Origin of the sequence: Streptomyces avicenniae, assembly GCF_000719135.1 — a bacterium.
GTDB lineage: Bacteria > Actinomycetota > Actinomycetes > Streptomycetales > Streptomycetaceae > Streptomyces > Streptomyces avicenniae.
The window spans coordinates 286,058-299,812 of record NZ_JOEK01000001.1 but is presented as its reverse complement, the minus strand read 5'-3'; the positions used below and the strand labels follow the sequence as shown (position 1 = coordinate 299,812).

Below are 13,755 nucleotides of genomic sequence, written 5' to 3'. Positions count from 1 at the left end.
CCCGCGGTGCGGCAGTGTCAGCGGCATATGACCTGTTCAAAGCCTTGACACCGGCCGGATTGCCCCGCCCTCGGACGTGTTCAGGCTCCCGGGCGCCGGAGTACGGTCGGGGGGCGCCGCTGTCGAGACGGAGGTGGGACCGGCATGCCGCACAGCGCCGACGAACACACCGGGGCCCGGATCGCCGACTACCGCAAACTGCGCGGGCTCACCCAACAGGCCCTCGCCGCACGTGCCTTCGCCAACCGGGGCACCATCGCGAAGGTGGAGGCGGGGCTGGCGGCGGCGAGCCCGGCGCTCGTCGCGGCCGTGGCCCGCGCGCTCAGCGTCGATCCCGGCGCGCTGCACGGCCAGCCGTACCTCCCCGAGTTGCAGCAGGACCGGCTGGACCGCATCATCGCCCCCCTCTCCGAGGCGCTCGACCTCTACGACCTCGGGCCCGACCCGGCGATCACGCCCCGCTCGCCCCGCGTGCTGCTCGGGCAGGTGGACCACCTGATGCGCCTCACGCGCCAGGCCGAGTACGTACGCATCGGCGCGCTTCTGCCGGGCCTGCTCGGCGAGTTGACGACCGCCCAGGTGCTCGCGTCCGGCGCCGAGGAACGGCGCCTCCTGGCAGGGGCGTTGGCAAGCACCTACCGGACGGCGCACGAGTTCGCCTACCGGCTCGGATACACGGACCTCGGTCTGGTCGCCCTCGAACGGATGGGCTGGGCCGGCCACATGGCGGACGACCCGCTGATGCTCGCCGTGCGCCTGTACCGGCGCGGGCTGATGGCGCTCGGACGCTCGGGGCCCGGCACCGCGCAGCGCGTGCTGGCGCGCGGGCAGGCGCTCGTCGGGCAGTCGGACGACCCGCGCGGCACGGCGGCCCGCGCCGTGTCGGGGGAGCTGCACATGACGGCGGCGGTCGTCGCGGCGCGTGAGGGCGACACGGCACGGGCCGACGAGCACCTTCAACAGGCCGCGGAGCACGCCACGTTGATCGGTGAGGACGTCCCCGAGGTCTACTGGCTCAGCTTCGGCCCGACGGACGTGCGGCGGCGGCAGGTCGAGACGGCACTCGAACTCGGGCGGCACGGCGCGGCGATCGTCGCGGCGCGTGACCTGCGGTTCGGGCCGGGGCACTCCCCGATGCGCGTCGGGCGGCACCACATCACGATGGCGCGGCTGTACGCGCAGATCGGCAAGGCGGAGGCGGCCGAGCGCCACCTCAGCCGGGCCCGGGAGGTCACCCCGCAGCAGGTCCGCTACAACCCGCTGGCCAGGGACGTGATCATGCTGCTGGTGCGCCGCAGGCGGCGGGCGCACGGGTCGCTGACGGCGCTGGCGGAGTGGATCGGCGTCGTCTGAACGAGTGTTCCGCGACAGGGAACACCCACGGGTTACGTGCGGGGATTCGCGCCCGGGATTCTGTGACGACCGGCACACCGACCGTCACAGGAGCCCCGCATGGACGTCCGGCCACCCCCCGCGCCTCACCGGCCACCGCAGCGACGGGAGTTACACGTACGGGTGACGGGGAGGCGCTGTGCCTGAGCCGTGCCGCCCCCGCCATCTCACCCCGGCGCCGGTGCGTGAGGAGAACCCGCGCATCACCGTCATCACCGGGCTGGAAGGCCCGGTCCTGCCCCTGCCCCAGCCCGAGCCGAGCGACCCCGTCGAGCCCGTCGGGCGGGACGAGGGGCCGGAGGGCGGTCAGGAGGTGGTCAACCTCGCGTGACCGCGAAACGTGAAGTTCTGCCCATAGTTGGTGAATCGGACAGCGATCGGGTTACGCTCGCCGCTCGATCTTGGTCCAGACATGATCGACCCCGGCGGTGCGCCAACACCCCGGGGTCCGACACCGAAGAAAGCAGCTTCGATGCACGTCCACCTTAGCGCGCGCACCCGTCACTTCACGGTCCTCGGAAACGACGTCCTCCGCGACAACCGCCTCAGTTTCACCGCGCGCGGCATCCTCTGCTACCTGCTCTCCCTCCCCGACGGCGCCCGCGAGGACGTCCGCACCCTCGCGGACAAGCACCCGAACGTGGGCCGCCGGGGCGTCGCCAAGGCCCTCGACGAGCTGGTCGCCCTCGGCTACTACGTGCGCCGCAGCGTCCGTTGCGCGCGGACCGGACACGTCCGCACCGAGACACACGTCTTCGACGTGCCGCAGACCGGCCCCCCACCCACACCCCCACCGGCCCCACCGCCTCCCCCACCACCGGGAACCGGTGAACCCCCCGGCGGCGGAGCGGGAGCGTCCCCTGAAGGGGTGAAGAACCCGGGGGAAGAACCCTCCCTCCCCGGCGCCCGCTGGCTCGTCCGCCTCACCGCCACCGAGCCCCGTCTCACCCTCGGCGCGGCCGAGGCCGCCGCCCTCGCCCCGCTCGCCGAACCGTGGCTCGCCCGGGGCGTGCCGGAACCGGAGGCGCGCAGCCTGCTGACGGCCGGGCTGCCGTCGGTCGTCCACTCGGCGCGCGCCCTCCTCGCCAACCGCCTGACGCGCAAGCTCCCCGCGCAGCGCGCCGCTTCACCGCCCCCGCCGACCGCGCCGCCTCCACCGCTGCGCGAGTGCGCCCGCTGCCGCGACCCGCTCCCGCGCGCACGGCGGCAGGCCCTCTGCGCGGGCTGCGACGGCACGGCGCCCCCGCCCCCCGAACCGGCGCTGGCCCACGAAGCCGTCACCGCACACGTCACCCGCCTCCGCGAACTGCTCCGCGGCGCCCCCGCCACCCCGTCCCTGGCCCTCTGACCTGCGGCCGGTTACCCTGCTGGCGACTGGGTGTGGGATACATCCTTCGTCGCGAGGAGGGGGAGTCGTCAGGTGGACGTCGTGACGTCGGGCGGGCAGGAGCGCGCCGGGGAACCGGTCGAACTGCGGTCGCAGGCAAGTGCGGAGGAGATCCGCGAGGCGCTCGACGCCACGCGGAAGCTGCGGACATCGCCGTGGTTCTACCGGCTGTTCGCGCTGCTCGGCGCCGCGTTGATCGCCGGCCGGGGGGCGTCGGCGGACGGCGGGGCGCGCGTGGCGATCATGGTCCTGGCCGCTGCATACCTGCTCTACGCCTCGCTCCACCTGCCCAGGCAGCTGCGCGGCCCGTCGCGCCTCCCCTCCAGGCGCACCGTCGTGGGCGCGGACGGCGTGACGCGCGTCCTGTCCGAGGACGGGAAGGACATCACCACGCCGTGGGCCCGCGTGCCGCGCTGGCGCGAGACGCCGGGCACGTTCGTCCTGCTCAACGGCTCGTGGCCGGGGATGTGCGTGCTGGTCCTGCCCAAGCGCGCCGTCGTCGGCGACGGGGGCGTGGAGCGTCTGCGGGCGCTGCTCGGCAGGCACTCGACGGAGAAGTGACCGCCCTGCGTCAGCCCGTCCTCGCCTCCGCCATGGCCGTGAGGCGGCGGGCCAGCGCGGCGATCGCGTCCCGCAGTTCCGGCGGCTCCACGACCTCGGCCTCGAAGCCGAGCCGCGCGATGTTCACGGCGAGCCAGTTCAGGTCGTCGCCGCCGAGGGCGAGCAGGCACCACCCGTCGCCCTCGTCCGTCACCCGCCCCACCTCGGGCGGCACCATCCGCCGCACGTGCTCGGGCTCGGCCCGTACCCGTACGCGTGCGGAGTACGGGTACGGGGCCTCCGTCACCGACTGCTGCACGTAGGCGACCGGGTCGGGGTGCTCGCGGGGGCGGAAGCGCCAGGTCGTCGCCTCCGCCGCGCGCATCCGGTCCAGCCGGAACGTGCGCCAGTCGTCGCGAGCGACGTCCCAGGCCATCAGGTACCAACGGCGGCGGGTGGCCACCATCCGCACCGGCTCCACCGTGCGCTCGTGCTCCGCGCCGCCCCTGGCCTCGTACCGGAACCGCACGCGTACGGCGTCGCGGCAGGCCCGAGCGAGCGTCGTCAGCAGCTCCGCGTCGATCTCGGCCCCGGGGCCGGGCAGCGTCGCGGTCGCGCTCCGCACCGCGCGGACCTCGGCGCGCAGCCGGGGCGGCATCACCTGGTCGAGCTTCGCCAGCGCGCGCAGCGCCGCCTCACCCGTTCCGGCGATCGTGCCGCCCGACGCGAGCCGCAGGGACACCGCCGTGGCGATCGCCTCGTCGTCGTCCAGGAGCAGCGGGGGGAGCCGGGTGCCCGCGCCGAGCTGGTAGCCGCCGCCGACACCGGGCGTCGCCCGTACGGGATAGCCGAGGGCGCGCAGCCGTTCCACGTCGCGCCGCACCGAACGGTCGGTGACGCGCAGCTCGGCCGCCAGTTCGGCGGCGGTCCACGACGGACGGCTCTGGAGCAGGCCGAGCAGCCGCAGGACCCGCTCGGTCGTCGCCTCGACGGTCACGGGATCGTCCTTTCGTGCTACATCGCGGAACGCAGCTGTCCGCTATCGGCGGCAGGCTTCCAGCATGACCGACCAGACCTGGAACGTGCTCCTCCGTGACCAGATGACGTGGCACTGGACCCACCAGCTGCGCCCGCGCCTCGACGGGCTCACCGACGACGAGTACCTGTGGGAGCCGACGCCCGACTGCTGGAGCGTCCACCCGGGCGGGAGCTGGGCCGGGGCGATGACCCTCGACACGGAGCGGACGGTGTCCTGGCCACCGCCCTTCACGACCGTCGCGTGGCGGCTGGGGCACGTGATCGCGGACGTGTTCGCCGCGCGCAACGCGTCGCACTTCGGCCGCGCGCCCGTGGACCGCGCGACCTTCCCGTTCGCCGCCACCGCGGCCGGGGCGCTCGCCCAACTGGACGAGGAGTACGCCACGTGGACGGCCGGGGTCGAGAGCCTGGACGAGGCCGGTCTCGCCCGCCCGTGCGGCGAGGCGGAGGGACCGTACGCGGACTATCCGCTGGCGGCGCTCGTGCTGCACATCAACCGTGAGGTGATTCACCATATGGCCGAGGTCTGCATGCTCCGCGACCTCTACCTGCACAAACAGCTGAACAGCCACCGGCAGACCCGACAGGAGGCGAGCTGACATGGCCCGCGAAGTCCAGTTCACGTTCGACTGCGCCGACCCGGCCGCGCTGGCCTCGTTCTGGGCCGAGGTGCTCGGCTACCGGGTGCAGGCGCCGCCGGGGGGATTCGCGACCTGGGACGAGGCGCTGGAGGCGATGGGCGTGCCACCCGAACGGCGCAACGACGCCTCGGCGCTGACCGACCCGGAGGGGGTGGGGCCGCGGTTGTTCTTCCAGCGGGTTCCCGAGGAGAAGCGGGTGAAGAACCGCGTGCATCTCGACGTGCGAACCGCTCCCGGGCTGACGGGCGACGCGCGGATGGAGGCCCTGGAGGCGGCGGCCGACCGGCTCATCGCCCACGGCGCCACCCGCCTCGAACGCCACGACCCCGACCCGCCGCTGGGCACGGGCCACCTCGTGATGGCCGACCCGGAGGGCAACGAGTTCTGCCTCGACTGACCCACCCCTGGCCCGGGGCCGCGCGGTGCGGCCCCGGCCAGGGGTGGTGAGCGCGGCGCTCGGCCGGGTCGAGAACCGGGTGGGGTTCGGAATCTCTCGAAGGCCGATGACGACGGACAGCCCCCTGGTCACGCTGCGCCAGCCGCTGCGGTTCCTAACCCTCCGAAGGCTGATGACGACTTTCGGACCGTCACGAAGACAACGCCTTTCGCCACGTTGTTGCGACCCTTCCGAGGACTGATGACGACCCGAGGGCGAAGCAGCTGGTCACCGTGGGGGTGCGGGGCCGTGGACGGGCCCGAGATGCGGTGATCCGACGGTAGTGCATCAGCGCTGCTCAGAACGTTAGCGGCTGTACAGCCGACCTGTGCCTCGTGGGCCGAGGGGCAACCTATCGGAGCCGCACGGAGCATGGTGAGGGTGATTGTCAGTGGTGGGCGCTAGCTTCCCATGCAGGCGAGACAGGAGGGGGCTGCTTATATCATATTCACTAGCCAAGTATTGCATTTCACCGTAAATCACCATCTGGCTCGATCAGTTGGCTAACATGCCGCCCAGTAGCTGGCCAACCGCACTCCGCGACAGGTGTGCGAACGACTGGGTGGGGGTGTTGTGCGGTGAGGGTCAAGGTAGACGTCGGTGCTGACGTGGGCAGCTTGCCGTGGGAGGACGTCCACGGACCGGCGCGTGCCGTCGTCTACGGGCTGCTGAGCAGCGAGAACCCCGTACTGGCGAAGTCGTTGCACGACGAGGGGTGGAACGGGCAGCCGCTCAAGCCGGTGGGCGGCACGAGCCCGATGTTCCGGGGGGCTCCTCGCCGCAAGGGCGTCTACACCACGTCGAAGGACGGGTCGGTCTGGTTCGGTTCACCCGTACCGGAGATCGCGGCCGTCCTGGTGACGGCCCTCGCTTCGTGCCAGACGATCACGTGGGGAAGCGCACGGCTGCGGGTGCAGGGGTTCTCGTTGGACGTCGTGCCGAACGCGTCCGACGGGCCGGTGCAGTTGGAGTCCGTCACGCCGACCGTCGTGAAGCACGAGAACCGGTACGTGCTGCCCGGTGAGCCGCACTACCTGGACCGGCTGACACACAACTTGCACCACAAGGCCGACATCCTCGGCCTGCCCCGCCCCGAGGACGTGCACGTCCTCGACGCAGGGCCACGGCGGCGGTTCACCGTGAGCGGCGCCCCGCGCATCGGCGCCCAGGTGCGGATCGGCATGGAGGCCGACGCCCGTTTCGTGGACGCGCTGCGCTCCTGGGGCCTCGGGCTCGACACGGTGCAGGGGTTCGGATGGCTGCGCTGATCACGAACGGGCCGCTCACCCCGACGCATCACCCCCTGCAGCGCGCCGGGGCATGGGCCGTGGCCGTCCTGGCCGGTCGTGCCACGCCGGACGAGGTGAGCGGCGGCGACCTCGACACCGTGGCCACGCTCCTGGTGGACGAGGTGTGTGCCGCCGCCGTCGCGCCGAAGGACTCTCCGGCGTACGACTGGTGGAAAGTACTCTTCGCGCTCTACCCCAACTCCAAGGCCACGCATGCGCGCAGGCCACGTGAGGTGGAAGCCCTCCGCCCCTCGATCGCGGCGATGTTCGCGCCCGACCTCGCCACGGACCTCGCGCGCCCCTGCACGTTCTGCGGCGCGGACACCACCGTCCTGTGGGCCAAATCGACGCTTCCTCTCTTCGACACGAATCGCGCGCTGAACACCCTGCCCCCCGGCGTCCTCGGCTGGCCGGTGTGCCGTGGCTGTCGCGTGGCCGCCTGGGCGCTGCCGTACGGCTCGCAGGTCACGGCCGGTTCGGCGACGGTGGTCACGTGCGACGCCGACGCGGCGGAACGGACGTTCGCCGAACGCAACGTCCGGCGCGCCCGCCGCATCATGCACGTCGGCTTCACGGGGCTCGGCGCCGTCGCACCGCCTGAGCTGGTCGTCGCACGCGCCCTGCGTGACCTCGACGCGGCCCTGTGCGCGACGACCCTGTGGAGCTTCAAGAACGACAACCAGGAGCCCTGGCTCCGGGCGACGCGCACCCGTCGCGCCGTCCCGCGCTTCCTGCGCCGGGTGAAGGGCAATGCCCAGCTCCGGCGCGGATGGTCGCTGTTCGAGCAGTGCTCGACACGGCGTGACCGGGGCGGGCAGGTGACGATCAGCGGTGCAGCGGCCGTCGCGCGCCTGCTCTTCGAGCCGGAGGCCGGGCGCCATGAGCCGTTCCTGTACCGACTGCACACCCTCATGGCGGACCCCGACCGGCCCTGGAGCGCCCGCGACCGCTTCGCCGTGATCCGGCTCGCGCAGACCTACGCCGAGGAGATTCTAGGAATGTCTTACGACCTGGGCCCGATCGCCGAACTCCTGACGAGGTGGATCGCGCATGGCGACGCGAGCCCGCGCGGGCGCTTCGCCGAGTACCGGCAGGTGGCCCTCAAACAGGGCGCCCTGGGGAGGCTGCTGGTGCACGCGCAGTCCCGGCTGATGTTCGACGGCCAAGAGGTGAAGGTCGATCCCAAGTACTGGGCCCGGCTCCTCGAACGGCGCCCGCAGGCATGGGAGATGCGGATGCTGCTCTTCGCCGACGTCGCCTTCCGCCTCCAGGAGGAGAAGGTGCCGATCGGGCAGAAGCCCAAGGATCTGGACGAACAACTACAGGTCGAGCAGCAGGTCAACACCCCGATCCTGCCCTCAGAGGACGTTCTGGACAACGACGGCTACGACGAGTCAGGGATCTGACCATGTATCTCGCTGGCAAGCTGGTGCTCTCCGTCGAGGCGGGGGCGCCGAACAACGGGCGCGCCGAGGACACGACCGCGCGCGTCAAGTACACCTATGTACGCGGCCGTCGCCGCCCCTACGTCTCGGCGCAGGCCGTGCGGCGGTGGATTCGTGACGGCATGGTCGAGCGCGGCTCGGTCCCCTCGCCCGTCACGCGCGTCGGCAAGGCGCAGCAGAAGGCGCAGAAGGCCACCACCGAGGCCAATCCGGCGCGCTACGCCGACGACGACCTGTTCGGCTACATGCACGCCGCCGTCAAGGGCAAGGACACGGCCACGACGCTGCGCGACAGCCCGTTCATGCTCGGGACGCTGCTGTCCGTGGAGCCGGTCCGCATCACCGAGGACTTCGGCGTCATGTCGCGCGGCATCCCCGAACCCGTCCTGCACGGGCACGAGTTCTACTCCGCCGACCTCGCCGCCCCGTTCCTCCTCGACCTGCCACGCATCGGCACCTTCACCGTGCCGAACGCGGACGGCGCCGGACGCCCCAACTACCTGTCGAAGGAGCAGGCGCTCACCGTCGCCCAGGCCGTGGCGGAGAAGGCGGAGGGCACGCTCTTCCGCGAACTTCCCGCCGTACGGCTGCCGCTGGAGGAGCGCCGCGCCCGGGCCGCGATCCTCCTCGAAGCGCTGGCCGACCTCAGCGGCGGCGCCAAGCAGGCGCTGCACTACGGAGACCGGGTGCCGTCGCTCGTCGTACTCGTCCCCTTCAAGGGCGGCATCAACCCGCTCGCGCACTGCGTGGACGGCGACGAGATGGGCGACGGCCTCCGCGTCCGGGGCGACGTCCTGCGGAAGGAACTCGACGCCTGGCGCGGCGAGTGGGAGGGCCCGGTGCGGATCGGCTGGCGGCCCGGCTTCCGGGACGACCTGCGCAAGCAGTTCGAGGAGGAGTGCGAGGCGGAGATCGCGCGGAACGAGATCGTCATCGGCCATCCGCGCACGGTGCTGCGGGACTTGGCGGCCGAGCTGCGTGACGGCCGTCTGGACCACTGGTTCGACGACCCGGCGCGGTGACTCCCGTGCCGCGTGAACCGCTGACGGCCTGGCGGGTGGAGTTCGAGGCGCCCGTCGCGTCGTTCCGCGACCCGCTGTTCCCCGGCGTGACGCGGGGCCTGCGGGTGCCGCCGCCCTCGACCGTACGGGGCCTGCTGGCGGCGGCGACCGGCGCGCCCGCCGAGACGCTGCCGCTCGGCATGGCGTCCGAGGCGGACGGCTGGGGCATGGACGCGGAGACGTTCCACCCCATCGCCGTGGACGGCTCGGACCCTGCCGTCTCTGGCCGGGTGTCGGCGGGGAAGGGCGGGATGACGCTGCGCATGCGGCCGTTCCTCACCGACGTCCGCCTCACCGTCTGGCTGCCGGGGCCCGACGGCGAACGCGTCGCCCGCGCCCTGCGCCGCCCGCGCTGGCCGCTGCGGCTCGGGCGGTCGCAGGACGTCGTGCACTTCCTGCCGCCCCGGCGCGTCGAGTTGGAGCCCACCGACGACGCGGTCGTCGGGCATGCCCTCGCGCCGCGCGACGGGCACGACGTCGGCTCGGCGTTCGAGCACCGCCTCGCCGCGTCCGTCTCCCCCGACCGGCTGCGCACCACCTGGGCCGACTACCTGTGGTGCGACGCCCCGGCCGGGCGCCACCCCGTCCGCGGGGCGTACGCCGACCGGACGAGTGGAGGGGACCAGGCCGTATGGCTGCTGACCCCGTGAGAACCCTGCCCGCACGCCCCACGCTCACCGACGTGCGCGCCAAGTCGAAGCCGAAGGAGGACCCCGAGCGGCTGACGGCGCACCTGCGCGCGGTCCACGACACGGTCGCCGCCGTCGAGGCACGGGTCGCGCGGGCGGGCGTGCTCGCCGCCGACCCCGGCTTCTGGCGGCGCGTCCGGCACGCCGCGCTGCTCCACGACACGGGCAAGATCGCCGCCGGATTCCAGCGGCAGCTGCTGCCCGGCGGTGAGGTGTGGGGGGAGCGGCACGAGGTGCTGTCGCTGGCGTACGTCGATCTGCTGGCCGGTCCTGCGCGCTGGTCCGAGGAGGACCGGCTGCTGATCGCCTCCCTCGTCGCCACCCACCATGTCGCGCTGCTCGGCGACGGCGGGAGCCGGCGTACGCCCCTGGTGCAGCGGTACAACGAGTACACCGACTGGGCCGAGGCGTTCACGCGCGACCCGCGTACGGGCGAGGTGCAGGTCACGCGCACCGTGCACCGCGAACTCCTCGCCTGGCTCGCCGGGTTCCTCGCCGTGGACCCGCCGCCCGTCACGCCGGACGACCCGCCGCTCGCCGAGCGCGCCCGCGCCGTCCACGAGCGCCTGGTCGCCGCTTGGCGCGCGCCCGTGAAGCCGGAGCGCGGCCTGCTCGCCGTCCTCGCGCAGGGTGCCCTGACCCTCGCCGACCACGCGGGCTCGGCCCACGAACCCCTCCAGACCCACCTGCCCCTCCTGCCCGACTACCTCGAACGGCAACCGCACCCGCCGTACGACCACCAGCGCGCCGCCGCCGGCACCAGCGGCCACCTCGTCCTCGTCGCCCCCACGGGCAGCGGCAAGACGGAGGCCGGACTCGCCTGGGCCGCCCGGCAGGTGCCGACGATGCCCGGCCTGCCGCGCGTCGTGTGGACGCTGCCCTACCGGGCCTCCCTCAACGCGGCGCGTGAGCGGTTCCGCGCGACCCTCACCCCGCCGCCCGGCGGGCGCAAGCCGGACATCGGCCTGCTCCACGGCGCCGCAGCCCGCCGTCTCCTCACCGAGGCGGTCGGCGACGACTGCGCCCACGCCGACGCCGAGGACGCCAAGAAGGCCAAGGCGACGGCGGGCGCCATGCGGCTGTTCGCCCAGCGCATGCGCGTCGCGACCCCGCACCAACTGCTGTTCGGCGCCATCGCGGGCGCCTCGCACTCGTCGGTGTTGCTTGAGCAGGCGAACTCGCTCTTCGTACTGGACGAGTTGCACGCCTACGAGCCGCGCGTCCTCGGCCGGATCTGCGCCGCGATGGGCCTGTGGGAACGGCTCGGCAGCCGCGTCGCCGTGCTGTCCGCGACCCTGGCGCCGCCCGTCATCCGGATGATCGACGAGAGCCTGACCGGCCAGGTGACCGTGCGCCGCGCCCCGCAGGGCACAAGTCCGGTGCGCCACCGGCTCGTTCTGGACGAGTCGCCGATCACGTCAGAAGCGAGCCTGGACCGGCTGCGCTGCGAACTGCGCGCGGGCTACAGCGTGCTCGCCGTCGTCAACCGCGTCCGCGACGCGCAGCGCCTCTTCGCCGAACTGGCCGACGACGCACGCGACTCGACACCCGGCGACCCGCACGCCGCGCTCCTCCTGCACTCCCGCTTCAAGCACCGCGACCGCGACGCGATCGAGAAAGCTCTGCTCGCCCGGCATCCCGAGCGCACCCCCGACCAGAAGGCCGCGCGCGGCGGGCTCGTCGTCGCCACGCAGACGGTGGAGGTCTCGCTCCAGCTCGACTTCGACCGGGGCGCCGTCGAGAACGCGCCGATCGAGGCCGTCGCGCAGCGCGCAGGACGCGTCAACCGGCGCGGACTTCACCCCGAGGGGCCCGTCGAGTTCCGCGTCCACGCGGCGGACGGGCACCTGCCGTACCAGCGTGCGGCGGTCGAGGCGTCCTGGACGGCGCTGCACGCCCTCACGGCGGACGGCACCGACACGCTCAGCGAGGAGGACATCGACCGCCTCCTGGAGACGGCCTACGCCACCGAGTGGGGCGAGGCGTGGATCGAGGAGGCACGGGCGGCGCGCGACGCGTTCGCGGACAACTTCCTCACGTTCACCGACCCGTTCCACGACCGCAGCGAGTTCGCGGACCGGCTGAGCAGGGAGTTCGACACCGTGGAGGTGCTCCACGAGGAGGACCGCGAGGAGTACGCGCGCCTCTCCCACCGCCGTCACGGCGACGCACTCCTCGCCTCCCGCCTGCTGATCCCGCTCGGCTACGGCCAGGCCAGGCAGTTCGGCGCGACGTACGACCGCAAGCTGAAACTCCTGGTCGTCGAGGGGGAGTACGACGCGCAGCTCGGCCTCCGCCCACCGCCGGAACTGGACACCGTCGTATGAGCCACCTGCCGCACGACCCGGCCCCTGACGCCGCCGACGCGATCGGCGGGGTCCACGTCAAGTACCTCGTCCACTGCCCACGTCAACTGTGGCTCTACGCGCGGGGCTACCGGCCGGAGGGGCGCAGCGAACTCGTCGCGCTCGGCGAGTTCGTGGACGAGACGACGTTCACCCGCCGCCGTGACATCGACCTCGGCGAGGCCCGGATCGACTGGGTGACGACCGGCGCCGTCGTGCACGAGACGAAGTCGTCGCGCTCCCCGGCGCCCGCGCACGCCGCACAAGTCAGGCACTACTGCCTGCTGTTGGAGCGGCGCGGCGTCGCCGTGCGCGGCGGCATCGTGCACTACCCGCTGATCCGCCGCACCACCGACGTCCCGTGGGACGCCGCCGCCCGCGCCGAGGCGGAGGCGACGGAGGCCGCGGCCCTCGCCGTCATCGCCGCCGACGCGGCGCCGCCGCGCCTGGCACGGAGCGCGTGCCGCGGCTGCTCGTACCGCGACTACTGCTGGGGAGACTGATGCCCGCCGCCGGACGGACGTACTGGCTGACCGAACCGTGCCGCATCCGCCGCGAGGACGACAGCGTCCGCGTGGAGCGGGCCGACGGCTCGCCGGTCCGCATCCCCATCACCGACATCCGCGACCTCGTCGCCTTCGACCACGTGGACGTCAACACGTCGGCCATGTCGCTGCTCAGCCGCAACGGCGTCGCGCTCCACGTCCTCGACCACTACGGCAACCACGCGGGGCACTTCGCCCCGGCCGAGTCGATGGCCTCGGCGCGCGTCGTGCGGCGGCAGGTCGAGCTGACGGCCGACCCGGAGCGGCGGGCGGCGCTGGGCCGTTCCCTCGTCCTCGCGGCGGCCGAGAACGTGCGCTGGGCCCTCGACACGGACCTTTTGGACGCCGCCCTCGGCCGCCTGCGCGAGGCGTTGCCCGGCTGCGAGGACAGCGAGGGGATCATGGGCCAGGAGGGCAACTTCCGCCGCACCGGCTGGGCGGCGCTCGACACGTGCCTGCCCAACTGGCTCCGGCTCGACGGCCGGACGCGCCGCCCGCCGACCAACGCGGGTAACGCGTTCGTCAGTTACCTCAACTCGATCGTCTACACGCGCGTCCTCACCGCACTGCGCAGCACGCCGCTGCACCCGGCGATCGGCTTCCTGCACGCGGACACCGACCGGCGCCGCAACACGCTGGCGCTCGACCTCGCCGAGCCGTTCAAGCCGCTGTTCGCGGAGCGGCTGCTCAAACGGTGCGCGGCGCGGCGGGAGTTGAAGCCGTCGGACTTCGAGACGGAGGTCGGCCGGGCGTCGCTCAGTTCGGCGGGGCGGAAGAAGGTGGCGACGCTGACGCGTGAGGAGCTGACGACGACGGTGTACCACCGGTCGCTGCGGCGGAAGGTGAGTTACGAGGAACTGTTCCACCTGGAGGCGCTGAAGGTCGTGCGGCTGTGCCTGGAGGACGAGCCGTACAAGCCGTTCCGGCCGTGGTGGTGAGGGGCGGGC

General features: G+C 73.0%; 14 protein-coding genes. 13 read left to right on the top strand and 1 reads right to left on the bottom strand.

Going from position 1 to position 13,755, the window contains the following annotated elements; translation table 11 throughout:
* Window positions 1-144 precede the first annotated feature (144 nt).
* The 4 genes from IF27_RS01375 to IF27_RS01365 all read left to right on the top strand — a co-directional run bounded on the left by IF27_RS01375 (window position 145) and on the right by IF27_RS01365 (window position 3,340).
* Entirely contained in the window at window positions 145-1,353 is a 1,209-nt protein-coding gene (locus tag IF27_RS01375; RefSeq protein WP_052847367.1) for a helix-turn-helix transcriptional regulator, read from the top strand.
* Window positions 1,354-1,531: 178 nt separating this feature from the next.
* Window positions 1,532-1,723 carry a hypothetical protein gene (locus tag IF27_RS30760; protein ID WP_190232756.1) on the top strand — a complete coding sequence of 64 codons (192 nt, stop codon included), beginning with the start codon at window positions 1,532-1,534 and terminating at the stop codon, window positions 1,721-1,723.
* A gap of 141 nt (window positions 1,724-1,864) precedes the next feature.
* On the top strand, window positions 1,865-2,740 hold the full coding sequence (locus IF27_RS01370) for a helix-turn-helix domain-containing protein (protein ID WP_052847366.1): 876 nt from the start codon (window positions 1,865-1,867) through the stop codon (window positions 2,738-2,740).
* A gap of 72 nt (window positions 2,741-2,812) precedes the next feature.
* The gene (locus IF27_RS01365; protein WP_052847365.1) at window positions 2,813-3,340 is read left to right on the top strand and encodes a YcxB family protein; all 528 of its coding nucleotides are present in this window, start codon (window positions 2,813-2,815) and stop codon (window positions 3,338-3,340) included.
* 10 nt (window positions 3,341-3,350) lie between these two features.
* On the opposite strand, the gene IF27_RS01360 is transcribed toward IF27_RS01365, so the two are convergent.
* Window positions 3,351-4,316, bottom strand: coding sequence for a helix-turn-helix transcriptional regulator (locus IF27_RS01360; protein ID WP_052847364.1), 966 nt, complete (start codon window positions 4,314-4,316; stop codon window positions 3,351-3,353).
* A gap of 64 nt (window positions 4,317-4,380) precedes the next feature.
* Here IF27_RS01360 and IF27_RS01355 point away from each other — a divergent pair, with 64 nt between their 5' ends.
* The 9 genes from IF27_RS01355 (at window position 4,381) to cas1b (ending at window position 13,746) form a co-directional block, all read left to right on the top strand.
* Window positions 4,381-4,956, top strand: coding sequence for a DinB family protein (locus tag IF27_RS01355; protein ID WP_052847363.1), 576 nt, complete (start codon window positions 4,381-4,383; stop codon window positions 4,954-4,956).
* Window position 4,957: 1 nt separating this feature from the next.
* Window positions 4,958-5,395: a VOC family protein gene (locus IF27_RS01350; RefSeq protein WP_052847362.1), complete on the top strand. Its 438-nt coding sequence runs from the start codon at window positions 4,958-4,960 to the stop codon at window positions 5,393-5,395.
* A 647-nt stretch (window positions 5,396-6,042) separates the two neighbouring features.
* Window positions 6,043-6,702, top strand: coding sequence for a CRISPR-associated endoribonuclease Cas6 (gene cas6, locus IF27_RS01345; protein WP_223290864.1), 660 nt, complete (start codon window positions 6,043-6,045; stop codon window positions 6,700-6,702).
* Window positions 6,690-8,129 carry a hypothetical protein gene (locus tag IF27_RS01340; RefSeq protein WP_052847360.1) on the top strand — a complete coding sequence of 480 codons (1,440 nt, stop codon included), beginning with the start codon at window positions 6,690-6,692 and terminating at the stop codon, window positions 8,127-8,129. Before cas6 ends, IF27_RS01340 begins: the two co-directional genes overlap by 13 nt.
* Before the next feature lie 2 nt (window positions 8,130-8,131).
* Window positions 8,132-9,190, top strand: a complete 1,059-nt coding sequence (gene cas7i / locus IF27_RS01335; protein ID WP_052847359.1) for a type I-B CRISPR-associated protein Cas7/Cst2/DevR — start codon at window positions 8,132-8,134, stop codon at window positions 9,188-9,190.
* A gap of 5 nt (window positions 9,191-9,195) precedes the next feature.
* Window positions 9,196-9,879, top strand: coding sequence for a CRISPR-associated protein Cas5 (cas5, locus tag IF27_RS01330; protein ID WP_223290863.1), 684 nt, complete (start codon window positions 9,196-9,198; stop codon window positions 9,877-9,879).
* Entirely contained in the window at window positions 9,861-12,245 is a 2,385-nt protein-coding gene (locus IF27_RS01325; RefSeq protein ID WP_052847357.1) for a CRISPR-associated helicase/endonuclease Cas3, read from the top strand. The genes cas5 and IF27_RS01325 overlap by 19 nt, the downstream gene beginning before the upstream one ends.
* A complete protein-coding gene (locus IF27_RS01320; protein WP_052847356.1) occupies window positions 12,242-12,766 on the top strand; it encodes a CRISPR-associated protein Cas4 in 525 nt (174 codons plus the stop codon). Before IF27_RS01325 ends, IF27_RS01320 begins: the two co-directional genes overlap by 4 nt.
* Window positions 12,766-13,746, top strand: a complete 981-nt coding sequence (gene cas1b / locus IF27_RS01315) for a type I-B CRISPR-associated endonuclease Cas1b (protein ID WP_052847355.1) — start codon at window positions 12,766-12,768, stop codon at window positions 13,744-13,746. Before IF27_RS01320 ends, cas1b begins: the two co-directional genes overlap by 1 nt.
* Window positions 13,747-13,755: the final 9 nt, after the last annotated feature.